The organism is Kribbella sp. NPDC000426 (genome assembly GCF_040300265.1).
GTDB lineage: Bacteria > Actinomycetota > Actinomycetes > Propionibacteriales > Kribbellaceae > Kribbella.
In genome coordinates this window covers 12,994-34,981 of record NZ_JBEPDK010000015.1, presented here as the reverse complement: position 1 = coordinate 34,981, position 21,988 = coordinate 12,994, and the positions used below count along the sequence as shown (strand labels likewise).

General features: G+C 68.0%; 24 protein-coding genes. 11 read left to right on the top strand and 13 right to left on the bottom strand.

The genetic code is table 11. The features are described 5' to 3' along the window. The first annotated feature begins 120 nt into the window (after window positions 1-120). On the top strand, window positions 121-1,350 hold the full coding sequence (locus tag ABT313_RS44425; protein WP_350867102.1) for an MFS transporter: 1,230 nt from the start codon (window positions 121-123) through the stop codon (window positions 1,348-1,350). On the opposite strand, the gene ABT313_RS44420 is transcribed toward ABT313_RS44425, so the two are convergent. Both ABT313_RS44420 and ABT313_RS44415 read right to left on the bottom strand, forming a co-directional pair. Then, the gene (locus ABT313_RS44420; protein WP_350867100.1) at window positions 1,246-2,346 is read right to left on the bottom strand and encodes a dienelactone hydrolase family protein; all 1,101 of its coding nucleotides are present in this window, start codon (window positions 2,344-2,346) and stop codon (window positions 1,246-1,248) included. The two genes, ABT313_RS44425 and ABT313_RS44420, sit on opposite strands and share 105 nt — an antisense overlap. A gap of 12 nt (window positions 2,347-2,358) precedes the next feature. Next, a complete protein-coding gene (locus ABT313_RS44415; protein WP_350867098.1) occupies window positions 2,359-3,477 on the bottom strand; it encodes a glycoside hydrolase family 113 protein in 1,119 nt (372 codons plus the stop codon). Window positions 3,478-3,584: 107 nt separating this feature from the next. On the opposite strand from ABT313_RS44415, the gene ABT313_RS44410 reads away from it, so the two are divergent. Next, window positions 3,585-4,292, top strand: a complete 708-nt coding sequence (locus ABT313_RS44410; protein WP_350867096.1) for a TetR/AcrR family transcriptional regulator — start codon at window positions 3,585-3,587, stop codon at window positions 4,290-4,292. 8 nt (window positions 4,293-4,300) lie between these two features. Here ABT313_RS44410 and ABT313_RS44405 read toward each other — a convergent pair whose 3' ends face one another. Genes ABT313_RS44405 through ABT313_RS44395 form a run of 3 tightly spaced genes read right to left on the bottom strand, consistent with a single transcriptional unit; the run spans window position 4,301 to window position 7,645 of the window. After that, on the bottom strand, window positions 4,301-5,569 hold the full coding sequence (locus ABT313_RS44405; RefSeq protein WP_350867094.1) for a dihydrolipoamide acetyltransferase family protein: 1,269 nt from the start codon (window positions 5,567-5,569) through the stop codon (window positions 4,301-4,303). Beyond that, the gene (locus tag ABT313_RS44400; RefSeq protein WP_350867093.1) at window positions 5,566-6,552 is read right to left on the bottom strand and encodes an alpha-ketoacid dehydrogenase subunit beta; all 987 of its coding nucleotides are present in this window, start codon (window positions 6,550-6,552) and stop codon (window positions 5,566-5,568) included. The genes ABT313_RS44405 and ABT313_RS44400 overlap by 4 nt, the downstream gene beginning before the upstream one ends. 4 nt (window positions 6,553-6,556) lie before the next feature. Then, a complete protein-coding gene (locus tag ABT313_RS44395; protein WP_350867091.1) occupies window positions 6,557-7,645 on the bottom strand; it encodes a thiamine pyrophosphate-dependent dehydrogenase E1 component subunit alpha in 1,089 nt (362 codons plus the stop codon). Window positions 7,646-7,763: 118 nt separating this feature from the next. Here ABT313_RS44395 and ABT313_RS44390 point away from each other — a divergent pair, with 118 nt between their 5' ends. Beyond that, window positions 7,764-8,252, top strand: coding sequence for an Lrp/AsnC family transcriptional regulator (locus ABT313_RS44390; RefSeq protein ID WP_350867089.1), 489 nt, complete (start codon window positions 7,764-7,766; stop codon window positions 8,250-8,252). Here the strand turns inward: ABT313_RS44390 and ABT313_RS44385 are convergent. Beyond that, window positions 8,249-9,247 carry a LacI family DNA-binding transcriptional regulator gene (locus ABT313_RS44385; protein WP_350867087.1) on the bottom strand — a complete coding sequence of 333 codons (999 nt, stop codon included), beginning with the start codon at window positions 9,245-9,247 and terminating at the stop codon, window positions 8,249-8,251. The genes ABT313_RS44390 and ABT313_RS44385 overlap by 4 nt on opposite strands. A 79-nt stretch (window positions 9,248-9,326) precedes the next feature. On the opposite strand from ABT313_RS44385, the gene ABT313_RS44380 reads away from it, so the two are divergent. Continuing rightward, window positions 9,327-10,646, top strand: a complete 1,320-nt coding sequence (locus ABT313_RS44380; RefSeq protein ID WP_350867085.1) for a Gfo/Idh/MocA family protein — start codon at window positions 9,327-9,329, stop codon at window positions 10,644-10,646. An 11-nt stretch (window positions 10,647-10,657) separates the two neighbouring features. On the opposite strand, the gene ABT313_RS44375 is transcribed toward ABT313_RS44380, so the two are convergent. From ABT313_RS44375 to ABT313_RS44360, 4 genes are all read right to left on the bottom strand, one after another. Continuing rightward, window positions 10,658-11,074: a VOC family protein gene (locus tag ABT313_RS44375; protein ID WP_350867084.1), complete on the bottom strand. Its 417-nt coding sequence runs from the start codon at window positions 11,072-11,074 to the stop codon at window positions 10,658-10,660. A 52-nt stretch (window positions 11,075-11,126) separates the two neighbouring features. Beyond that, entirely contained in the window at window positions 11,127-11,810 is a 684-nt protein-coding gene (locus ABT313_RS44370) for a hypothetical protein (RefSeq protein ID WP_350867082.1), read from the bottom strand. Between the two features lie 69 nt (window positions 11,811-11,879). After that, complete coding sequence (locus ABT313_RS44365) at window positions 11,880-12,248, bottom strand: hypothetical protein (protein ID WP_350867080.1); 369 nt, start codon at window positions 12,246-12,248, stop codon at window positions 11,880-11,882. A gap of 75 nt (window positions 12,249-12,323) precedes the next feature. Next, window positions 12,324-13,328, bottom strand: a complete 1,005-nt coding sequence (locus tag ABT313_RS44360; protein WP_350867078.1) for a magnesium and cobalt transport protein CorA — start codon at window positions 13,326-13,328, stop codon at window positions 12,324-12,326. 90 nt (window positions 13,329-13,418) lie between these two features. On the opposite strand from ABT313_RS44360, the gene ABT313_RS44355 reads away from it, so the two are divergent. Continuing rightward, window positions 13,419-14,378, top strand: a complete 960-nt coding sequence (locus ABT313_RS44355) for a 2-hydroxyacid dehydrogenase (RefSeq protein WP_350867077.1) — start codon at window positions 13,419-13,421, stop codon at window positions 14,376-14,378. Window position 14,379: 1 nt separating this feature from the next. Continuing rightward, window positions 14,380-14,691, top strand: a complete 312-nt coding sequence (locus ABT313_RS44350) for a hypothetical protein (RefSeq protein WP_350867076.1) — start codon at window positions 14,380-14,382, stop codon at window positions 14,689-14,691. A 17-nt stretch (window positions 14,692-14,708) separates the two neighbouring features. Here ABT313_RS44350 and ABT313_RS44345 read toward each other — a convergent pair whose 3' ends face one another. Next, window positions 14,709-15,605 (bottom strand): RNA polymerase sigma-70 factor, encoded by an 897-nt coding sequence (locus ABT313_RS44345; RefSeq protein WP_350867074.1) that lies wholly within the window; start codon window positions 15,603-15,605, stop codon window positions 14,709-14,711. A gap of 166 nt (window positions 15,606-15,771) precedes the next feature. Here ABT313_RS44345 and ABT313_RS44340 point away from each other — a divergent pair, with 166 nt between their 5' ends. Then, the gene (locus ABT313_RS44340) at window positions 15,772-16,260 is read left to right on the top strand and encodes a carboxymuconolactone decarboxylase family protein (RefSeq protein WP_350867072.1); all 489 of its coding nucleotides are present in this window, start codon (window positions 15,772-15,774) and stop codon (window positions 16,258-16,260) included. A 3-nt stretch (window positions 16,261-16,263) separates the two neighbouring features. Here ABT313_RS44340 and ABT313_RS44335 read toward each other — a convergent pair whose 3' ends face one another. Beyond that, window positions 16,264-16,773 (bottom strand): DinB family protein, encoded by a 510-nt coding sequence (locus tag ABT313_RS44335; protein WP_350867070.1) that lies wholly within the window; start codon window positions 16,771-16,773, stop codon window positions 16,264-16,266. 75 nt (window positions 16,774-16,848) lie between these two features. Beyond that, a complete protein-coding gene (locus ABT313_RS44330; RefSeq protein WP_350867069.1) occupies window positions 16,849-17,259 on the bottom strand; it encodes a VOC family protein in 411 nt (136 codons plus the stop codon). 120 nt (window positions 17,260-17,379) lie between these two features. Between ABT313_RS44330 and ABT313_RS44325 the strand changes: the two genes are divergently transcribed. The 4 genes from ABT313_RS44325 to ABT313_RS44310 all read left to right on the top strand — a co-directional run bounded on the left by ABT313_RS44325 (window position 17,380) and on the right by ABT313_RS44310 (window position 21,966). Continuing rightward, window positions 17,380-17,754, top strand: a complete 375-nt coding sequence (locus ABT313_RS44325) for a VOC family protein (protein WP_350867067.1) — start codon at window positions 17,380-17,382, stop codon at window positions 17,752-17,754. 291 nt (window positions 17,755-18,045) lie between these two features. Further along, on the top strand, window positions 18,046-18,954 hold the full coding sequence (locus ABT313_RS44320) for an SGNH/GDSL hydrolase family protein (protein ID WP_350867065.1): 909 nt from the start codon (window positions 18,046-18,048) through the stop codon (window positions 18,952-18,954). Between the two features lie 49 nt (window positions 18,955-19,003). Further along, window positions 19,004-19,762 (top strand): SGNH/GDSL hydrolase family protein, encoded by a 759-nt coding sequence (locus ABT313_RS44315; protein ID WP_350867063.1) that lies wholly within the window; start codon window positions 19,004-19,006, stop codon window positions 19,760-19,762. Between the two features lie 356 nt (window positions 19,763-20,118). After that, window positions 20,119-21,966, top strand: a complete 1,848-nt coding sequence (locus tag ABT313_RS44310; protein ID WP_350867061.1) for a heparinase II/III domain-containing protein — start codon at window positions 20,119-20,121, stop codon at window positions 21,964-21,966. The last annotated feature ends 22 nt before the right edge of the window (window positions 21,967-21,988 follow it).

Below are 21,988 nucleotides of genomic sequence, written 5' to 3'. Positions count from 1 at the left end.
CCTCCACTTGAACTTCACGCTTGCATGCGCAATCATAGCGCTTGTGCAATAGCCCGCGTGTGCAACTATCGCGCACGCCGGTAACAGTCATAAGACTACATTCGAGGGAGAAGTCGAGTCATGCCCGCAGCCCTGCTCGCCCTGGCAATCGGTGCGTTCGGGATCGGCACCACCGAGTTCGTCATCATGGGCCTGCTGCCGGAGGTCGCGACCGACTTCGGCGTCAGCATCCCGTCCGCCGGCCTGCTGATCTCCGGCTACGCGCTCGGCGTGGTGGTCGGCGCTCCACTGCTCACCGCGATCGGCTCGAAGGTCTCCCGCAAGACCGTGCTGATCGCGCTGATGGGCGTGTTCATCGCGGGCAACCTGCTGTCCGCGCTCGCTCCGTCGTACGGCGTTCTGATGACCGGGCGGATCGTGGCGGCGCTGTCCCACGGGGCGTTCTTCGGGGTCGGATCGGTGGTCGCCGCGTCGCTCGTGCCGAAGGCGAAGCAGGCGAGTGCGATCGCGCTGATGTTCACCGGGCTCACAGTGGCCAACGTGCTCGGCGTACCGGGTGGGACTGCGCTCGGGCAGCACTTCGGTTGGCGTTCGACGTTCTGGGCTGTCACTGCGCTCGGTGTGGTCGGTTTGCTCGGCATCGTGTTCCTCGTGCCGCGACAGAGCACTGCTGAAGGGCCGGGGCTGCGGACCGAGCTGGCTGTGTTCAAGAACGTTCAGGTGTGGCTGGCGCTCGCTATGACTGCGCTGGGCTTCGCCGGAGTGTTCGCGTCCTTCACCTACATCGCACCGATGATGACCGGCGTCGCGGGCTTCTCGGCAGGCGCAGTGACCTGGCTGCTGGTGCTGTTCGGCGCCGGGCTCGTCGTCGGCAACCTGCTGGGCGGCAAGGCAGCAGACCGATCGCTGATGCCGAGTCTCTACTTGATCCTGGCACTCCTAGCCGCTGTGCTGGTCGCCTTCGTGTTCACCGCCCACGCCAAACTCCCATCTGCCGTGACGATCGCCCTCTTCGGCGCTGCCGGCTTCGCCACTGTCGCTCCGCTGCAGAAACGTGTGATGGACAAGGCGAAGGGCGCCCCGGCGCTGGCGTCCGCAGCCAACATCGCGGCGTTCAACCTGGGCAACGCAGCCGGTGCATACCTCGGTGGACTCACCATCGAGCACGGCCTGGGCTACACCGCCCCCAACTGGGTCGGCGCGGCCCTCGCTGTCTCCGGATTGCTCGTCGCTCTCATCTCCGGCCTACTGGACCGCAAGGACGTCGCGCAGCCAGGCGAACGCGGCGGTCTGCATCGTCCGGTCGAACTTGTGGGGCCCGTCGAAGAACTGACCGACGTACGACGCTGAGGATCCGGCGGCGGCGTAGTGCGCCGAGATCCGCTCATCGGCCGCCACCTCCCCGTCCAGCGGGAACAGTGCGTCCTGCCGGTTGTACTGCACCAGGAGTGGCGCCGGGGCCTGACAGGCGGCGACGTCCGACCAGTCGAGCTCCGGCGGGAACATGCGGGGCATCAGCATCCAGGTGTGCGACACGACGTTCTGGTCGAGCAGGGAGTTGTAGGTGCCCATCATCCCGACCACAACGGCAGCGGTGAGGTCGCCGCTCACCGCTCGCAGCAGGGCAGAGCGGCAGCCGCCACCGGACAGTCCGATGCTTGCGGTCCTGTCAGTGGTGTCGTCGCGGCCACGCAGGTAGTCGAGGGCGATCAGGTCCTCCCTGGCGATGACCGCGGCAAACGTCGTACCGAGCATCGTGCAGTACTTCTCGACCAGATGCTCGTGCCGGCCAGCAGCAGCGTTGTAAGCGGCGGCGTCTCCGTCGACCGCGTCCGCCCGGACCTGCGACGGCATCTCCGCCAACGGGAAGCGGCGGCTCCCCCAGGCGAATGCGTCCGGCACGAGTACGACGTACCCCTCCGCCGCCAGATCGTTCGCGAAAGCGCGGCCCTCGTAGAGCTGGTCCCGCAGTTCCCGCACCTCTGCCGCGGGCGGCTCGTCGGTGTCGGCGATCTTCTCGCGGCCGTAGTACTTGAACCCGTCATGGCCGTGCAGAGCGAGCACGCCGGGCAGCGGTCCGTCGGCGTCGGCGGGTTTCAGCAGTCGCGCACGCGTCCGGGGGCCGAAGCCGACAGAGTACGAGATCTCCTCGCCTACCAGCCCGTCGGCAGTCCAGCGCCGCTCGATGCGTACGTCGGAAGGCCCGTCGTCGTCACCGGCGGTCGACACCATCCGCCGCACGATCTCGCGAACCTGATCCGCCGCTGGCTGTGCGGACTCCCGTACGGTCGGCGCTGTAGAGTGCTCGATCCAGTCGCTGTAGACACCCAAGTGTGTGGAGCTCATCCCCGCAGACTGTCACGACCCCTGGTGCCGATAGAACGCACTGACCGCATGGAAAGACTTCTTCGGCAGCCAGTGGTACGGCGAGGCCGGGTCGCCGTCCTGCATCCGTAGCACCTTGCACAGACTGAACGCGGCCATGTCCTCGTCATGGGGACGGTCGTGCGGCCGGTGTGGAGCGTCAGGTGAGATGAAGGTGTACGGCGATGCGCCGAGGAACCCCTCATCGGTGAAGACACCCAGCATGTTGGCCAGGTGGTCCGCCTGCTCCTGCTCGTTGCGGACGTACTTCGGTGGGATGACCGGGACGTCGCCGCTGTAGTCGACGATGTCCCACCCCATCCCGCCCAGCTCGGCCGCACCCGTGAACGTGCAACAGCCGAACTCCAGGATCAGGATCGGCTTGCCCCACCGGCGGAACCGCGCCAGCTCCTTCGTGTGGTCGGCACGGTTCGCGTGGTACGAGTAGTAGTCCAGCCCGACGATGTCGAAGATCGACCAGTCCACCTGTTCGAGATCCGACGCGGCGCCGTACGTGATCCGGCCGTCGAAGTTGCTGCGGGCAACATCCACCATCCGCGCGACGAACGCCCGGAACTTCCGTTGCAGCTCGGCCATGTCGTACTCGCCCTTGGTCAGGTACTCGACACGCTCGAAGAAGGTCGCTCCCGGCACGATCCCCGGCGTGAACAGCATGAACTCGCAGCCGACCACGAGGATCACCTCCCGGTCGTGCCGTCGCCGCAGCCGCTCGGCCTCGACCGCGACCTTGCGCAGCTTCTCGAGCTCCGCCTCCTGCGGCTCGTCGAACGAGCGCGGCTGGATGGACACGACCAGCCCCTCCTCCAGCGCGGCGGTCGCGGTGTCGATCAGGCGTCGTACGTCGCTGCCGTAGACGCTCACCCAGTTCGCGTGCAGCCGGCGCCGGATGGCGTGGATCTCGCCGCGCATCGTGCTGTTGCGCCAGCGCGCCCGGCTGTCCTCCTCGGCCGGCCCGCCGCCGGTGTCGTACGCGACGCCCCTCAGGGCGAGCCTGGGACTCGCCGCGGCGGCGGTCGTCGTGATGCCCGCGGTGGTGATCAGTCCGAGGGCGGCGGCGCGGCGGAGGAACTGGGCCCGGTTGATTGCGGTCATGGCTTCGAGTCTTCGCCGGCACGCGGCGCTGGTCGTCGTACGGAGGTCGCCGTCCGGCCGACTTTGGTCGCGTGAAACGGTGTGTTTGTTTGTGACACACTGTTTTAGTGCGAGAAGCGGATCGGCGTTCGGTGCTGGGCTCGGTGTGGCTGCGGGACGAGCCGGAGCCGACGCGGGCGCGGCTGAGCCGGGACGACATCGTCAGGACCGCGATCCGGGTGCTGGACCGCGAGGGCCTCGACAAGTTCTCCATGCGGGTGATGGCCGCGGAGCTGGATGCGGCCGCGACGTCGGCGCTCTACTGGCGGATCGCGACCAAGGACGACCTGCTCGAGCTCGTGGTCGACGAGATCTTCGCGGCCGCGCTCGTCCCCCGACCCGAGCGCGGCGACTGGCGCGACCACGTCACGGCCGTCGTCCAGGCGGCGTACGACGCGCTGTGGGAGCACTCGTGGGCGGCGCGGCTACTGGCCTCCCACGGCGGGCTCGGGCCGAACTACAACGCGCTCATCGACCGGGTCGAGTCCGTCCTGGACGCGGCCGGCTTCAAGGGAACGCACCTGGACGCCGCGGTGTCGGCGATCTTCCATTACCTGGTCGGCTCCGCGGTCACCGACTCGGCCTGGCTCTCCGTCGTACGCCGCAGCGGGCTGAACGACGCCCGCTGGGCCACCGAGTCGGCCGGCCGGATGGGCGTCGACGCCGGCCACCTCGCCGCGTACCTCAACCGCAAAAGCCGCTCCGGCCCGGAGGCTCGCTTCGCCTCCGGCCTCCGAGTCATCCTGGTCGGCCTCAGACCGCGCCAACTCTCCTAAGACGTGCGCTAGAGATCTGCGAAGACCGAAGCTGGGTTCTCGAAGGCGTCGGCGATGAAGCGGAGGAAGGCGGCTGCGGTGCCGCCGTCGCAGACGCGGTGGTCGAAGACGAGCGACAGTTGGGTGAGCTTGCGGACGGCGAGTTCGCCGTCCACCACCCACGGGCGGTCGATGATCCGGCCGACGCCGAGAATCGCGACCTGTGGATGGTTGATGATCGCCGCGCTGCCGTCGACACCGAAGCTGCCGTAGTTGTTCAGCGTGAACGTCCCGGAGGTCAGCTCCTGCTGGGTCAGCCTGCCGTCCCGGGCGGATTCGGTCAGCCGGCGGATCTCGACGTCGAGTCCACGAGTCGTCATCGTGTGCGCGTTGGCGACGGCCGGTACGACGAGACCGCGGTCCGTCTGCGCGGCCAGGCCGAGGTTCACGCCGTCGTACTGGACGAGTTCCTCGCGCTCGGTGTCGACGTACCCGTTGAGCTCGGGGTACTTGAGCAGGCCGGCGACGACGAAGCGCGCCATCAGAGCGAGCAGGCCCGGTCCAGGGTCTGTTGCTGAGCGCAACGATGCACGCAGGTCGACGAGTGCGGTCGCGTCCACATCAACCCAGGTGGTGGCCTCGGGGATCTCGGCGCGGCTGCGGGTCAGCGTGGCGACGACGGCCTTACGGAAGCCGCTCATCGGCGTACGGCGCAACTCCGCGAGCCCGGTGCGTGAGGCGACTGCGGCTGGGACGGCGGTCGGCTCCAGTTGGGTGCGGCGGGCGATGGCCAGTTCCACGTCGCGGCGGACGATCAAGCCGTCTGGACCAGTGCCGTCCAGCGTGCGCAGGTCGACCTCGGCATCGCGCGCCAACCGCCGTACCAGCGGCGAGATCACCAGCGGAACCCGCCTCTGCGGAACATTTTCGGCAACGGGTGGCAGTTTCTTTCCGGAAAGCCGCGGCCGGCGACGCCGGCCCGCGCCGGACAGCTCGGTCGTGCCGTAGCCGACGAGCACGTTCCCCGAACCGGCGCGCTCTTCCTCGCGGTACGCTTTCCCCGCCGGATCGCCGACCGTGATGAGCGGCTTGCCGACCGGGATCGTCGTACCGGGTTCGCCGTGGAGCTCCTCGATGACGCCGGCGTACGGCGACGGCAGCTCGACGATCGACTTCGCCGTCTCGACCTCCGCGACCGGCGTGTCGACGACGACCACGTCGCCGACCTTCACCAGCCAGCGAACAATCTCCGCCTCGGTCAGCCCTTCACCGAGATCGGGAAGCAGGAAGGTGTTCACGAGTCCTCCCACTGCAGGTCGTCGACCGCGTCGAGGATCCGGTCGACACTCGGCAGCTGGTACTTCTCCAGCTTCGGCGGCGGGAACGGGATGTCGAACGCGGTCACCCGCCTCACCGGCGCGGCCAGCGAGTGGAAGCACTTCTCGGTGACCCGGGCAACTATCTCGGACGACACACTCGCGAACCCGCTCGACTCGGCGACCACGACGGCCCGGCCGGTACGCCGTACCGCCGCGCACACCGTCTCGTCGTCGAACGGCACCACCGAACGCAGATCCACCACGGTCAGCTGACGCCCTTCGGCCGCCGCGACCTCGGCCGCTTCGAGCGCGACCGGCAACGCGGGGCCGTAGGCAATCAACGTCGCGTCGGCGCCTTCACGCCGTACGACGGCCGTGCCGATACCGGGCTGGTCCTCGGTGAGGTCGACCTCTTCCTTGGCCCAGTAGAGCTTCTTCGGTTCCATGAATACAACGGGATCCGGGAACTCGATTGCCTTACGCAACAGTCCGTAGGCGTCCGCGACCGTTGCCGGCGTCACCACGGTCAGCCCGGGTGTGTGCGCGAAGTAGCTCTCGGACGAGTCGCTGTGGTGCTCGACACCGCCGATGCCGCCGCCGTACGGGATCCGGATCACCATCGGCAGCTGGACGCGGCCGCGGGTCCGGTTGCGCATCTTCGCGACGTGCGAGACGACCTGCTCGAACGCCGGGTACCCGAACGCGTCGAACTGCATCTCGACGACCGGGCGCATCCCGTTCATCGCCATGCCGACCGCCATCCCGACGATGCCGGCCTCGGCCAACGGGGTGTCGAAGCAACGATTCTCGCCGAACTCCGCGGTCAGCCCGTCGGTGATCCGGAAGACGCCGCCGAGCGCGCCGACGTCCTCGCCGAACATCACGACCGTGTCGTCGGCGTGCATCGCGTCCCGCAACGCCTGGTTGAGCGCCTGGGCCATCGAGATCTTCGTGTGCGTCATGGCGTCAGGCCTCCTCTCGCGCCAGCTCGTCGCGCAGGAACGCCGCCTGCTCGCGCAGTTGCTGGGTCTCCTCGGCGTACAAGTGCTTGAACAGGTCGGCCGGATCCACCTCGGGCTCCGGCATCAGCCCGTCGCGCAGTTGCGTGGCCACCTCGACGGCCTTGGCTTCTGCGCGCTGACGGGTTTCGTCGTCCAGCCAGCCCTGTTGCTCGAGGTACGCCGTCAGCCGCTGGATCGGGTCGCGGTCCAGCCACGGCGTGACCTCGTCGTCCTGGCGGTACCGGGTCGCGTCGTCGGCGTTGGTGTGCGCCTGCACACGGTACGTGTGCGCCTCCACCAGCTGCGGTCCCTCACCGTTGCGGGCCTTGTCCACCGCCGTCCTCAAGACCGCGAGCAGGCCGGCGAGATCGTTGCCATCGGCCCGTTCTCCCGGGACGCCGTACCCGATGCCCTTGTGTGCAAGGGACGGCGCGGCACTCTGTTTGGCGAGCGGGACCGAGATCGCGTACTCGTTGTTCTGGATGAAGAACACGACCGGCGCATGGAACACGGCCGCGAAGTTCAGCGCCTCGTGGAAGTCGCCCTCGCTCGTCCCACCGTCGCCGACGAGCGCCATCACCACCGTGTCCTCGCCCTTGAGCCGGGCCGCGTGCGCGACGCCGACCGCGTGCGGCAGCTGCGTCGCGAGCGGGGTCGCCTGCGGCGCGACCTTGTGCGCGTACGGGTCGTAGCCCGAGTGCCAGTCGCCGCGGAGCAGTGTCAGCGTCTCGATCGGGTCGACGCCGCGGCTCACGATCGACACCGAGTCGCGGTACGTCGGGAACAGCCAGTCCCCCTCTCGGAGGACCATCGTCGCGGCGACCTGGCAGGCCTCCTGCCCGTGCGAGGACGGGTAGACCGCGAGCCGGCCCTGCCGGACGAGCGCACTCGCCTGGTCGTTGAAGCGGCGGCCGCGGATCAACTCTGTGTAGCCGTCGAGGAGAGCTTCCTTGGTGGGCAGCTCGTACGACGGGTTGTCATGCGGTACGCCGTGCTGATCGATCAGACAGACGGGTTCCGCGGAGGGGAGCAACTGCTCCTCGACGGTGGTCATGGACCCTCCAGCGCAGGAGACGGACGGTAGCCACATCGTCCTGCCTTCTGGCCAAGTGGATCTATAGCTGGGAGAATCGCGAGACGTTTGATGTCAAGCGTGGAGATTGGGGCGCAGAATGTCTGACGAGATGATGGTCCACCGGGCCGGTCCTGGACAGATTGTCGTCGCTCCCGCGCTCGACGAGATCGATCGACAGATCATCGAGGCGCTCGGGCGCGACGGACGGCTCTCGATCCGGGCCCTGGCGGACGAGGTGCACATCTCCCGGGCGAACGCTTATGCGCGGGTCGAGCGGCTCACGAACACCGGCGTGATCACCGGCTTCACGGTGACGGTCGACCCGCTCCGGCTGGGACTCGCGACGTCGGCGTACGTCACGCTGAGTCTGCGCCAGAGCTCATGGCGGACCCTTCGCAAACAGCTCCAGGCGATCCCCGAGATCAAGCACATGGCCCTGGTGGGCGGCGACTTCGACGCCATCCTCCTGGTCCGGGCGGCCGACAACGAAGGCCTACGCCGCCTGGTCCTCGAAAAGCTCCAAGCCATCCCCGAGGTGCTGGCCACCCGCACAGCCCTCATCTTCGAAGACGTCGGCACCCTCTAGGGGCAACCACAGGACCGACGGAGGATCAACTCTGTTGGGAGGGTGAGCGCCTCGACAGCCTCCTCGCCTTCGATCAGGCGGTGGACAGCTTCGTGGGCCAGGTGTTCGAGGGGCTGGCGGACCACGGTGAGCGGTGGCCAGGTGTATTCGGTTTCGGGGGTGCCGTCGAACGCCACGACTGCGACCTCTTCGGGAACGCGGAGCCCGGCTTCGTGGAGGGCTCGCAGGATGCCGATGGCCTGCAGGTCTGAGCTCGCGAAGATGGCGGTCGGCCTCTGGTCGGCCTCGAGCAATCGCCGGGCCGCGGTGTAGCCACCCTCGCGGGAGAAGGTCGCCCGGGCGATCGGTCCCTCGGGCAATCCGGCCGCCTCGAGAGCATCCGCCCAGCCCAGCTCTCGCTCCGGACGAGCGTGCGGCGCTGCGCCGATCACCGAGCTCCCGGAGCCGCCGATGACCAGGCCGATCAACCGGTGGCCGTGGCTGATCAGGTGTTCGACGCCGCGGCGGGCGCCCTCGCGATAGGTCGGGCGGACCGAGCTGATTGTCGGCAGGACCCGGTTGATCGCGATCGCCGGCACCCCGGCATCGATCAGCTCGGGGTCCTCGCTCGGCGCGACCAGCAGCAACCCGCTCACGCGCCGCGTCAGCAGCTCCGCGACCTTGGCTCGCTCGGTCGCCGGGTCGCCGTCCGTGCTCGTCTGGAGTACGGAGTACCCACGCGCGCCGGCCGCCTTGTCGATGGCCTTCGCGAGTTCCGCGAACAGCGGATTCCCGCCGTCCGGCGTGATCAGCCCGAACGTCCGCGTCGTCCCCATCCGCAGCGCCCGCGCAGTCGCGTTCGGCCGGTAGCCGAGGGCGCGGATCGCCTCCAGTACCCGCTCGCGCGTCTCGGGCGCGACCTTGCGCGGGCCCTCGTTGACGACGTAGCTGACGACGGCCGTGCTGACCCCGGCGTACTCCGCCACGTCGTTGCGCGTGACCGGCTCCTTCGGCATGCAGTGATGGTACGACGGTTGACCGCGCCGGAAAGCGATTGCTAGCGTGTGTCATCTACACGAGTAGAAGGAGACCGCCGTGGCCAGACGCTATGCCGTCGCCGGGACCGGATCGCGGGCCCAGTCGTACATCCGCGCGATGTTCCAGGCGCACCCCGAGGAAGCCGAGCTCGTCGCCCTGCTCGATCCGAACCCGGGACGGCTCGCGTTCCACCAGCGGCTCGTCACCGAGCTCGGCGGCCCGGAGCTCCCGCAGTACGGCGCCGACGACCTGGAGCGGATGGTCAAGGAGCAGTCCGTGGACCGGGTCGTCGTGACGAGCCCGGACTACACGCACGCGTCGGTCGTGTCGCAGCTGCTGCGCGCCGGCGCGGACGTGATCGTGGAGAAGCCGCTGACGATCAACGCCGAGGGGACGCGGCAGATCGTCGACGCGATGAACGAGTCGGGCAAGTCCGTCGTCGTCACGTTCAACTACCGCTACTCGCCGCGCAACAGCGCGCTCCGGCAGGTGATCGCGGACGGCGAGATCGGCCAGGTCACCAGCGTCGAGTTCCAGTGGGTGCTCGACACGCGGCACGGCGCCGACTACTTCCGCCGCTGGCACCGCGACAAGCTGAACTCGGGCGGTCTGCTGGTCCACAAGGCGTCCCACCACTTCGACCTGGTGAACTGGTGGATCGCGTCGTCGCCGACGCGGGTCTTCGCGTCCGGTGGACTGTTCTTCTACGGCGACGAGAACGCGGCGGCTCGGGGCCTCGGGCAACGACCGGCCCGCGGTACGGTCGATGGTTCGGCCAACGACCCGTGGTTGCTTGACCTACGCAACGACGACACGAACCGGCAGTTGTACTACGAGAGCGAGAAGTACGACGGGTACCTGCGCGACCAGGACGTGTTCGGGCCGGGGATCACGATCGAGGACAACATGTCCGTGATCGCGGAGTACGCGAACGGGGCGCGGCTGAGCTACTCGCTCAACGCGCACTCGCCGTGGGAGGGCTACAAGGTGTCGGTCAACGGCACCCTCGGGCGGGCCGAGTTGGAGGTTGTCGAACGTGCCGCGGTCGTCGACGACCAGATCGACCCGAGCTACCCGTCCGACCGGGTGATCGCCGGTGATGTTCGCACCAACGGCGAGCGACTGGTCCTGCAGAAGCACTGGGCCACGGCGGTCGAGGTCGAGATCCCGCGCGGCGAAGGCGGTCACGGCGGCGGTGACCGCCTGCTGTACACCGACCTCTTCGTAGGGCCGACCAACGACCCGCTGGCCCGCGCCGCCGACGTCAACGACGGCGTACGAGCCGTTGCCGTGGGCATCGCCGCCAACCAGTCCCTCGCCACGGGCCAGCCCGTGACGATCACGGACCTGAACCTGGGCGGCTGGCAACAGTTGTAACCGGTCCAGCTCTACCAGTTGGCCGGTTGGCCGGGGCGGTGGGTGCCGAAGGTCCACTCGTAGCCCTCCGGATCCGCGACGCGGCAGCGGTAGTTGCCCCACTCCGACAGCTCCGGCGTCCAGACCGACTCCGCGCCGGCTGCCGTCGCGGTCGCGTACACCGCGTCGACCTCGTCCTGCGTGTCGAACGCGATGTACATCCCGTGGCCGACGGTGTCGCCCTTGCGCGTCGGCCGGTCGTACCCCGGCTCGTCGGTGAAGAGCGTGAACGCGACGCCGCCGTACCGCACCTCGGCGTGCATGATGCCGCCCTTGTCGTCCGGGACCTCCATGGTCGTCTCGAACCCGAAGGCCTTCTCCAGCCAGCGGAGTGCGGCCGGCGCGTCGCGGTACCCGAAGTACGCGTGGAACGTTGCTGTGGTGGTCATGCATCCAGCATTTCGGAGGTAGCGGACAACGATCGTCCGCTACCTCCGGCGATTACTTCCGGAACTGGCCCGGGCCGAGGACCGACCAGCCCTTGGCGGTCGGGGTCTTGATCGAGCTGACCGGCATCGAGAACGTGTGCACCAGCCGGTTCGGCCGGCTGATCGCCCAGAACGTCGGGTGCCGCGGGTCCGACCGGTCCCACGCGATGCCCTGGCCTTGTACGTTGGGCAGGTTGACCGTCGCGATCCAGCGCAGCTCGGAGCCCGCGGTCGGCAGCTCCATCACGTACGCCTCACCGAGGTCGTGGCCGGTCAGCCAGAGCCGGCCGTCCGGACCCCATGAGCCGCCCGAGTTCGACATCGGCTTGAACCGGTCGAGGATCTGCTTCGGGATCGTGTACGACGCGAGCGGCTCGAACTTGTCGTTCAGCTTGACGATCTGGGTGTTGTACGTCTGGCCGTACGGCTCACCCGTCTCGTCGGAGACGTCGTCGTAGTTCGCGAACCCGGCCCACCACGCGCCGTCGTGCCGGTCCAGCCAGGTCAGCGAGCCGCGGTAGATGCCGAACGAGTACGAGTCGATGTGGCGCATCGTCTTGGTGTCGAACACCTCGATCGAGCTCTCCATCGGCCAGTCGGAGAGGTTGCGGCTGGTGATCCAGCGCCGTAGCGAGGAGGTGCTCGGTGCGGTGCATCGGCGCGCGGGGGCGAAGGGGTCGATGCGGAGCATCGTCACCTTTGCACCCGTGCGGCGAGGTGCCGTGCCGAGTGCCCCGCAGTAGGCGCTGGATCACCAGCCGCGACCTTAGTTCGAGTGGACGGCGTACAGCTTGTCGCCGAGGACCATGCCGCTGTCCATGTGGATGATCGGGCCGTCCTTGTCGCCGGCGAACTGCAGCAGCGGCTCACCGGTGCGGCGGTCGTGCTTGGTGATCGTCTGGTTGTTGACCGCGTAGAAGTACTTCGCGTCGACGGCGACCGCCTGGTTCGCGTCGAACGCGGCGTACGACTTGAGCGGCGTCGCGTCGTACGTCGGCGGCTCGGCGACAACCGCAGCCGCCGTACCATACGGTTTGGTATGGGCCTGGGTCGCGGGACGGGCGGCCGAGGCGGGTGGGAGCGCGACCGCGGCGAGGACGGTCGTCGCGACGATCAGGGCGGGGAGCTTTCGCATCACAACCTCCGAGGGGATGGATCCTGCTCACCCGACCCTCGTGTCGCCGTCGGAACACCGCATGAATCTGATGCGTCAGGCAGCTTGCCGTCGGGCTGTTCGTTGGCGGCGGAACCACATCGCGAGCGCGATACACGGCACCACCAGCCCGCCGATGCCCAGTACGAGGAAGTCCCACTCGGCGTTGATGTGATCGACCAGCCAGCCGAAGTTCTGCCCGAAGAATCCGGTCAGGAAGGTCAGCGGCAGGAAGATCGTGGCCAGCTTGGTGAGCTGTTCCATCGACGCGTTCTGCCGGACGCTGACCTTGGTCTGCTCGACGCCGATCACCGCCATGTTCGCTTCCAGCACCGTGGCCAGCAGGTCGCGCTGGGCGGCGACCTCCTCGTTCACCAGCACGAGGTGATCGTGGACGTCGCGGAAGTACGGCAGCAGCGGGGTGTCCCGGGCGCCCCGCTCGATCGTCGCGAGTACGGCGAGCAGCGGGTGCACGGCCCGGTAGAAGTCGGTGACCTCGCGACGGAGGAAGTAGATCTGCTCGGTCGGCGCGACGGCGCCGGCGAAGACCGTCTGCTCGACCCGCTCGATGTCGCGTTCGAGCTCGGCGACGACGGGACCGTAGCTGTCCACGACCTGGTCGAGGATCGCCCACAGTACGGAGCTCGTACCGCACTCCAGCAGCTCGGGACGTTGCTCGAGCCGGATCCGGGCGCCGTGGAGGTCGCTGGCCACCCCCTGACGCACGGTGATCACGAACGACGGCCCGACGAAGATGCTCACCTCGCCGAAGTCCACTTCGCTGCGATCGTCGTCGTACCGGGCGGTGCGGAGGATGACCAGCTCCACCTCACCGGCGTACGGCTCGACCTTGGGCCGGAGATGGAAGGTCTGCGCGTCCTCGACGGCCAGCTCGTGCAGGCCGAAGCTCTCCCTCGTCTGGGCGAGTTCCTCGGCGGTGGGCTCGAACATGCCCAGCCAGACGAATCCACCCTGCTGACAGTGGGCCGCAGCATCCTCGACCGACATCGCCTCGACGTGCTGGCGGCGTCCGTCCCGGTAGTAAGCGCAGTCGATGATCATGGTGACCTCCTCCCCCGATCGTCGTACTCGCGGCCGATAGGAAATAGGGTTGGCCGGGAAAGCAGTGGTGAACATCCGTGAGGAGCTGCCGTGGGACTGCCAGTCGTACTCATGCCCGGCCCGATGCACCCGGCAGTCGCCGAGGGCTTGGCTGACCACTGCGAGCTGATCCGGCTGTGGGAGCAGAGCGACCCGGACGCCGTACTCGCGGCCCGCCGGGACGAGATCGTTGCCGTCGCCACCGGCGGTACGACGATCGACGGCGCGTTCCTCGACGGCCTTCCCGCCGTACGGCTGGTGGCGAGCTTCGGCGTCGGGTACGACCGGATCGACGCCGGCGCTGCTGCCGCGCGTGGTGTTGTCGTCACGAACACGCCTGGCGTGCTGGACGACGAGGTCGCCGACACTGCGCTCGGTCTGCTGCTGATGACGGTGCGCGAGCTAGGGCGGGCCGAGCAGTACCTCCGCGAAGGCAAGTGGGCCGCGGGCCGCCCGTACCCGTTGACTCCCGCAACGTTGCACGGCCGCCGGATGGGCATCCTCGGTCTGGGCCGCATCGGGCAAGCCATCGCCGACCGAGTCCAGCCCTTCGGCGTCACCGTTGCCTACCACAACCGCCGCCCGAAGGACGTTGCCTACCAGTACTACGATTCGCTGGTCGAGATGGCCGCCGACGTAGACATCCTGATGATCGTCATCCCCGGCGGCGACGACACCCGGCACCTGGTTGACGCCTCCGTCCTCAAGGCACTGGGACCGGACGGCATTCTCATCAACGTCGCCCGCGGCACCGTCGTCGACGAGCAGGCCCTCGTCGACGCCCTCCGCACCAACACGATCCTGTCCGCCGGACTCGACGTCTTCGAACACGAGCCCAAGGTCCACCCCGACCTCATGCCGCTCCCGAACGCCGTCCTCCTCCCCCATGTAGGTTCCGCGACCATCCCCACCCGGACCGCGATGGCCAACCTGGTCGTCTCCAACGTCCGCCAGTGGCTGACCGACGGCACACCCCTCACCCCGGTCCCCGAATCCGCTGACCTGGTGTGACGTGCCCGACCGACCTGAGATTGTGTGCATCTGCGGTTCTGCCCGGTTCAGCGAAGAGATGCTCGCGGCCAATCTCGACCTGACCCTCGCCGGCGCCATCGTCGTCGCCCCAAGCGTCTTCTCCCGCCCCGACGATCGCGAACTCAGCGACGAGCAGAAGATCGCACTAGGCGCCCTCCACCTGCGAAAGATCGACCTGGCCGACCGAGTCCTGGTCGTCAACCCCGGTGGCTACCTCGGCGAGTCCACAACCCGCGAGATCGCCTACGCCCACACCACCGGCAAACCAGTCTCATTCACCAACCCCGCCTGACCATCCAACGCAGCGGCTCAGGCGCCGGAGTCGCGGGTCAGCGTGACTTCCTCCGCCAGGTGGGAGAGCTTCGCGGGGTTCCGGACCGAGTACATGCCTGCGATCAGGCCGTTGTCGACGTGGAGGACGGTGACCGTGTCGACCTCGCCGCCGAAGCGGAGGATCAGGGCGGGTTGGCCGTTGATCTGGGTTACCTCCAGTGAGGCGTCGGCCAGGCGGGTGATGGCCAGGGCGAGGATGCGGGCCACCTTGTCGGCGCCGACCACCGGGCGCGGCAGGGCCTGGACCACGCCGCCACCGTCGCCGAGGAAAACCACATCGGGGGCGAGGATGTCGACCAGGCCCTGAAGGTCGCCGGTGTTCACGGCGCGCTGGAACGCGGCCAGGGCGTCGCGGGTCTGGTCGGCCGAGACGACGCCGCGTGGGCGCCGGGCGGCTACGTGGGAGCGGGCTCGGTGGGCGATCTGGCGGACGGCGTCGGGCTTCTTGTCGACGGCCTCGGCGATCTCGTCGTACTCGAGGCCGAAGACTTCACGTAGTACGAAGACGGCGCGTTCGGTGGGCTTGAGGGTCTCGAGGACCAGGAGCATCGCCATCGAGACGCTGTCGGCGAGTTCCACGTCCTCGGCCACATCGGGCGCGGTGAGCAGCGGTTCGGGCAGCCACGGGCCGACGTACGACTCCTTGCGGCGACCCAGCGTACGGAGGCGTTGGAGCGCCTGGCGGCTGGCGATGCGCACCAGGTACGCGCGCTGGTCCAGGACCGTGTCCAGGTCGACGCCGACCCAGCGCAACCAGGTCTCCTGGAGGACGTCCTCGGCGTCCGCAGCCGAGCCGAGGAGCTCGTACGCGACCGTGAACAGGAGGTTGCGATGGGCAACGAAAGCCTCGGTGGCCTGGTCGGTACCGGTCATGGCTGGACTCCTTGTGCGCGCGGGTGTCACCCATCAGATGCCGGCCGCCGGAGTTCTGTGACACGACGTCCGGTATGGCGCTCGTCACGTCCTCGGTCCGTCACGGCACACCCGCCGGCGGCATCTCGTGGTCATCCAGTAGATCTCACAAGTAAGGACGACGACGATGGAACCCCGTATCGACGTGATGCAGAACGAGTTCGGCGCCAAGCTGGCCAAGCGGCTGTTCGCAGTACACGGACTGCTGCAGCAGACGGCGCTGCCGCACGCCACGCAGAACCTGGTGATGCTGCGCGCCAGCCAGATCAACGGCTGCGGGCACTGCATCGACATCCACGCCAAGGAGGCCGCGGCCGAGGGCGAGACCACGACCCGCCTGAACCTGGTCGCCGGGTGGCGGCACTCGACGGTCTTCACCGAGGAGGAGCAGGCCGCGTTGGCGCTCACCGAGGAAGCGACCCGGCTGGCCGACGCCTCCGAGGGTGTCTCGGACGAGACCTGGGCCCGGGCCGCGAAGTACTACGACGAGGACCAGCTGATCGCGCTGGTGACGCTGATCGCGATGATCAACGCCACCAACCGGATGGCCGTCACGTTCAACCAGCTCGGCGGCTCGTACGAGCCGGGCCTGATGGCGGCCGCCGTCGGCAACTGAGCTTCAGGCCTTGTCGAGATCCCAGATCCGCTCGGACTCCCAGGCGTACTCCCACGCCTGGATGTCCGGCGGCTCGATGCCGAGGCCGGTGAGGATCGCGCAGACCTGTTCGCGGTGATGGTTGGCGTGGTTGATCGCCTGCGCGATGAAGATGCCGACCCGGGTGCCGCGAGTGTTGTTGTCGACGATGATCACGCGTTCGACGTCGATCGGCTGGGTCAGGAACACCTCCCACAGCGCGCCGGCCTCGGCGTTCCAGCCCTCGATGGTCTCGAGATCGGTCGCGGTGTCGCTGTCCACATAGTCCAGCGGCCGGTCCACGATCCGGCGCAGGTAGCTGCCGTCGCACCGGACGATGTGGTCGAGGGTCGCGAGAATGCCGCCGTACGTGCCGACGCCGGTGATCTCCAGCTGCTCGGACGTGAGTTTCTGGTCCAGGCAGAACCGGGTCAGGCTCCCGGTCGCCCAGTTGTTGTGCCGGATGGGGTCGTACAGCAGGTCGTTGAGTCCCATGCGGGCCAAGCTAGCCGTGCCTGCCCGGCCCGGGGTACTGGATTTCACCCCGGGCGCGGCGCATGCGCAGCGGGATCAGCTCGCGGCGATGTTGACCATCCAGTTGATGCCGAACTTGTCGGTCACCATGCCGAACTCGTCGCCCCACATCTGCTTCTCCAGCGGGACCGTCACCTTGCCGCCGTCGGCGGACAGCTTCTCGTAGTATCCGCGCAGCTCGTCGCCGTCGCCGCTGAGGCTGATCGAGATGTTGTCGCCCGGGTTGTACGGCATGCCCTGCGGGGTGTCGGCCGCCATCAGCGTGAACCCGCTCGGGGTTTCGAGCTGGGCGTGCATCAGCAGGTCGTCGTCCTCCGGGCCGTGGCCCGAGCCGAACTCCTTGAAGGTGTTCTTGGCCACCTCGCCGCCGAAAACCCCCTGGTAGAACTCCATCGCCGGACGTGCTTCGCTCTTGAACTGAATGTACGGATTGAGCCGGGATGCCATCGATTCGTTCCTTCCCCCAACAAGCCGGACCTTCTGGTACGGCGCTTATGCCCGCACAGTAGACCCGGCCGCCGACAGTCCGCGACACTTCGAACCCGGCCGTCCGGTTAAGGTCTCGGGATGATCCTGCGACACATCACCATCGATGCGGCCGACCCCTACGCGCTGGCGCAGTTCTGGAGTACCGTGACCGGCTGGCCGGTCGCCGACGGCGATGTTCCGGGCGACGACGAGGTGCTGGTGGTCGCGCCGGCGCCGGTTCCGGCGCTGCTGTTCATCGCCGTACCCGAAGGCAAGACCGTGAAGAACCGGGTGCACCTCGACTGGGGTCCGACCGAGCGCACCCGCAACGAAGAGGTCGACCGCATCCTCTCCCTCGGCGGCACCGTCCACGAGGACCACCGCATGCCCGACGGCCGCGGCTGGGTCACCATGAAGGACCCCGAAGGCAACGAATTCTGCGTAGAACGCAGCGAAGCCGAACGCACCGGCTGATCACGCCGGCTCGTGGGTCCACCCGTCGTGGTCGAATGCCCACGCTCCGTCGGCCCGCCATTCCGGCATAGCCGAAAACCAGGTCTTCGGGGATGCTTGGGGGGTGAAGTGGTGGAGGCGGAGGAAGAAGAAGGCTGCTGAGGAGGGGGAACCTCGGCGGCGGGGGGTGCGGCGGGACGAGGTCAAGGACCTTCGGGCTCGTCTGACGGGTGAGGGGTACACGCTGAAGCACTGACCGCTCGATGCAACCAAACGGGCGGGCTGGGGCGTTTAGTAGGTGGGGGCCGGGGGATGCACCAGGTTCGGGGCGCGCCACGTCATGTCGCGGCGCGGAGACGGCGACTCAGGCTGGGGGGTGTTCGCACGCTGAAGCAGGCCCACATCCACCCGCACCACGAGCGCGTTTCGCTCCTGCGCGCCTTCCTGGGATCGGTCGCCTCGATCTTCGTCTCCCTGGTCGTACTTGCGGTGCTGGCCGGCGCACTCGTCGTACTCGAGCCGCGGGCCATCGACGCAGACACCACCGCCGAGGGCACCGGCTCGTACAGCGTGCCGACGAAAGGCCCCGGCATGTACGGATCGGGCACGCTCGGCCCGTGGCAGGACCTGATCCGGCGGATCTCGCCCGAGGACCAGATCCGCGACGCACTCATGTTCGACGGCATCTTCCTGTTCGGCGACAGCATCGCCGTACAGGACAGCGCGGCCCTCGAACGCCGGCTGGCCGACAGCACAGGCGACTCGATCGCCTTCCACGACTGGTCGGGGCAACCCACTTCGGCCGCGGTCGACGCCCTCGAAGAGTGGTCGCGGGACTACGGACTGCCCCGGCGGATCGTGATGGCCGTCGGTACGAACGACATCTTCGACCCGCCCGCGTTCGCCGCCCAGGTCGAGCGCGCGATGAAGATCGCCGGCCCGGACCGGACGGTGTACTGGGTGAACGTGTACGTCAGCCGCACCAAGCAGCCGTCCGCCATCCGGGATGCGGATCTCGCGAACAGCGCCTGGGTCAACGACGAGCTGTACGACGCCTCCCTCGACCACCCGAACCTGCGGATCATCGACTGGTCCACGTTCCTCACCTCGCGGCCGGACGGGCCCACGCCGTACCTGCGCGACGGCGTACACACCAGCGAGCCGCTCGGCGGCAGCGCCCGCAACCAACTGATCGCCGACGCGATCAAGAGCGGCCGATAGGACAACCGCCTGGCCTTCCTCCGCGTCCGCAGTACGGGAGGGACGAGCCATGTCACACATCCGGAGTTGGTCGGCGTCGGCCGCGATCATCGTGGTTCTGACGGCGTTCCTCCTTGGGCTCCTGCACTTCGACGCGCCGGCCGCGCATGCGAAGACGACCACGCCCGCCGTCACCACAGGCAGCTACGGATCAGGCACGCTCGGTTCCTGGCAGCGGAACAACCGGGTCATCGCCAGCGGCGCCCATGTCCGTCACGTCGTCGCGACGAACGGCGTGGTGCTGTTCGGCGACAGCATCGCCGTACAGGACGGCGAGGCGCTGGGCCGGCTGCTCGGGCAACAGCTGGGTATGACGTTCGCGGAGTACAGCTGGTCCGGCCAGCCGACCTCGGCCGCGGTCGACGCGATGGCCTCGTGGGCTCGCGCGTACGGCCTGCCGAAGCGGATCGTGATGGCGGTCGGGTCGAACGACATCTTCGATCCGCCCGCGTTCGCCGCACAGGTCGAGCGAGCGCTCCGGATCGCCGGACCGGGCCGGACCGTGTACTGGGTGAACGTACAGGTCTCGCGCACCGACGAGCCGGCGTCGGTCCAGGTGGCCGATCAACGCAACAGCGAATGGATCGATCTCCAACTGGAGCAGGCGCTCTCACATCACCCGAACCTGCGGATCGTGCCGTGGGCCGAGTTCCTCGCCGCACGCCCCGACCGGATCCATAGCGACCTGCGCGACGGCCGGCACACCACCGTGCCCGCCGGTCAGAACGCGCGGAATGCCCTGATTCTGCAGGCGATCCGGCGCGGCTGACACTGCCCTTCCGGGCAACGCCGAACCGGAGTGGGCTATCCGATGCAACTTTTTACCCCCCTCGAAACATCTATATGACAGAGGAACCAATCTGAACCTCGGGGGGAACCGATGGCGACGTATCTGACCGGAGTATGACCGGCAGCACATCCGATGCCGATAGCAACCTTTGACGGTCCGGCCAACGTTTCCTGAAGACAACCGCGACGTAGCAACAAACACCATCCTGACCATTTTCCCGGGGAGCGCCCTACCCGAATTCAGGTCTAGGCCAGAAGAGGCATGCGCGAAGCATGTGGGGAGGACCAACGATGCCCGCGAGACATCTGCGCACGACCAGAACGACGCTCCGACTCATGATCCCGCTGCTCGTGAGCGCCGCCGTACTGGCCGCCGTACTGGTGATCCCGTGGGGCGGCTCCGAGCCGGAGGCGGCCCCGGACCCGACCGTGAGCCGCACTGCCGAACCGCCGACCGCACCGCCGACCCCGGCGAAGCAGAACACCTACACCTGCCCGGCGTACAGCGGGATCGACCACACGAACCCGCTCGCGAACCTCTACCAGGACAAGTTCACCTGGGGTACGACGCCGCCGACGAAGGTCGGCGACGGCAAGGGGAACATCAACTGGCGGATCAACCCGGACAAGAACCCGAGCTGGTACATGTGGCTGCACTCGCTCCGTTGGCTGGGGCAAGGAATCAACGCCGGCGCGCGCGGCGACAAGCGCGCCCTGCAACGGGTCAGCAACATCGCCCGCGACTGGGTCAACGACAACCCGTACTCGTGGAAGTCCGACGTGGGCGCGTACGAGTCGACCATGCACCGCACCAACGTGCTGATCTGCCTGCGCGAGGCGGTGCTGTCCGGGCTGCATGTCGCGAAGCTGCCGCTGACGTACACCTGGCTGGACGACGCGTTGATGGAACACGCGTGGTTCCTGCAGAAGAACTACAGCGGCGACTGGAACCACGGCACTGATGAGAGCCTCGCGCTGTTCGGGATCGGCTGCACGCTGCAGCGCCCCGACCTGAAGAAGATCGCGACCGATCGGCTGACGAGTGCGATCAAGACCTCCATCGACACGCAGGGGTCCACGAACGAGCAGTCGACGGCGTACGCGCAGTTCAACTACGCGCTCTGGGGACGGGCCATCGACGTACTGCGGAGATGCGGCGTCGATCCCGGTACGACGATCATCGCGCGCCGCCGGGAGCTCGCGAAATGGCTCGCGCTGGCGACCAACTCGCTCGGGAACCTGCCGCAGCTGGGCGACTCGGAGGTCGTGCGGACGGTGCCCGTTCCCGGGACCGTTCTCGAGTACGCCGGCACCCTCGGCAAGCAGGGGATCCGGCCGACGCAGCGGGTCGGGATCTTCGACGCCGGGTACGTCTTCGGGCGGACCGGGTGGGGCGAGACGCGCCCGTTCACGCAGGAATCGACGTACAGCATCCGGTTCGGGCCGTCGCAGAAGCTGCACGGGCACAACGACCACACCTCGATCACCTACACCTCGCACGGACGCGACATCCTGATCGACGGCGGGCACGCCGGGTACAAGATCGACGACTGGCGGTTCTGGGCGAAGAGCCAGTTCGCGCACAACGAGATGACGGTGAAGTCGGCGACCGGGCACCCGGAGACCCGCCTGACGCGGTCGTCGATCGGTACGACGTCGGAGTTCTACGAGCTGCAGGACTCGCCGGGGCCCGGCATCGACCGGACCCGCGACGTACTCGTGCTGAAGGACCCGGACCTGATGGTCGTGCTGGACCGCGGTACGTCCGGATCCGACCAGGACTACTCGACGCTCTGGCACCTGCCGTCGGACCAGAAGGTGGTTGTCAGCGGCAACGACCGCGCGGTGGCCGCCAAGCCGGGTGATCGGGTGAAGACGACGCTGCTGCAGATCCCGTTCCAGCAGCAGACGACGCCGATCGAGGTCGTCTCCGGTGCGCAGGATCCGATCCAGGGATGGCATTACAAGACGATCGACAAGCGGGTGGCAGCGCCGGTGGTGAAGTTCAACCGCTCCGGCGAGGACGCGAGCATCCTGTCGGTGGTCGCCGCGACCCGCAGCAACGCCGTCGTCAGCTACACCACCTCGCAGCAGGGCTCCCGCATGCTGGTGAACCTCAAGGTCGACGGCGTGACCACGGTCATTGCCGTTGCGGCGGACGGGACCTTGCAGCGGATCAAGTAGGGCGGCGGATCTGCAGGCCATC

Coding starts and splice junctions, on each gene's coding strand:
- ABT313_RS44425 (WP_350867102.1), top strand. CDS start 121: ATGCCCGCAGCCCTGCTCGCCCTGGCAATCGGTGCGTTCGGGATCGGC.
- ABT313_RS44420 (WP_350867100.1), bottom strand. CDS start 2,346: ATGAGCTCCACACACTTGGGTGTCTACAGCGACTGGATCGAGCACTCT.
- ABT313_RS44415 (WP_350867098.1), bottom strand. CDS start 3,477: ATGACCGCAATCAACCGGGCCCAGTTCCTCCGCCGCGCCGCCGCCCTC.
- ABT313_RS44400 (WP_350867093.1), bottom strand. CDS start 6,552: ATGACGCACACGAAGATCTCGATGGCCCAGGCGCTCAACCAGGCGTTG.
- ABT313_RS44395 (WP_350867091.1), bottom strand. CDS start 7,645: ATGACCACCGTCGAGGAGCAGTTGCTCCCCTCCGCGGAACCCGTCTGT.
- ABT313_RS44390 (WP_350867089.1), top strand. CDS start 7,764: ATGTCTGACGAGATGATGGTCCACCGGGCCGGTCCTGGACAGATTGTC.
- ABT313_RS44385 (WP_350867087.1), bottom strand. CDS start 9,247: ATGCCGAAGGAGCCGGTCACGCGCAACGACGTGGCGGAGTACGCCGGG.
- ABT313_RS44375 (WP_350867084.1), bottom strand. CDS start 11,074: ATGACCACCACAGCAACGTTCCACGCGTACTTCGGGTACCGCGACGCG.
- ABT313_RS44365 (WP_350867080.1), bottom strand. CDS start 12,248: ATGCGAAAGCTCCCCGCCCTGATCGTCGCGACGACCGTCCTCGCCGCG.
- ABT313_RS44360 (WP_350867078.1), bottom strand. CDS start 13,328: ATGATCATCGACTGCGCTTACTACCGGGACGGACGCCGCCAGCACGTC.
- ABT313_RS44345 (WP_350867074.1), bottom strand. CDS start 15,605: ATGACCGGTACCGACCAGGCCACCGAGGCTTTCGTTGCCCATCGCAAC.
- ABT313_RS44340 (WP_350867072.1), top strand. CDS start 15,772: ATGGAACCCCGTATCGACGTGATGCAGAACGAGTTCGGCGCCAAGCTG.
- ABT313_RS44335 (WP_350867070.1), bottom strand. CDS start 16,773: ATGGGACTCAACGACCTGCTGTACGACCCCATCCGGCACAACAACTGG.
- ABT313_RS44330 (WP_350867069.1), bottom strand. CDS start 17,259: ATGGCATCCCGGCTCAATCCGTACATTCAGTTCAAGAGCGAAGCACGT.
- ABT313_RS44325 (WP_350867067.1), top strand. CDS start 17,380: ATGATCCTGCGACACATCACCATCGATGCGGCCGACCCCTACGCGCTG.
- ABT313_RS44320 (WP_350867065.1), top strand. CDS start 18,046: ATGCACCAGGTTCGGGGCGCGCCACGTCATGTCGCGGCGCGGAGACGG.
- ABT313_RS44315 (WP_350867063.1), top strand. CDS start 19,004: ATGTCACACATCCGGAGTTGGTCGGCGTCGGCCGCGATCATCGTGGTT.
- ABT313_RS44310 (WP_350867061.1), top strand. CDS start 20,119: ATGATCCCGCTGCTCGTGAGCGCCGCCGTACTGGCCGCCGTACTGGTG.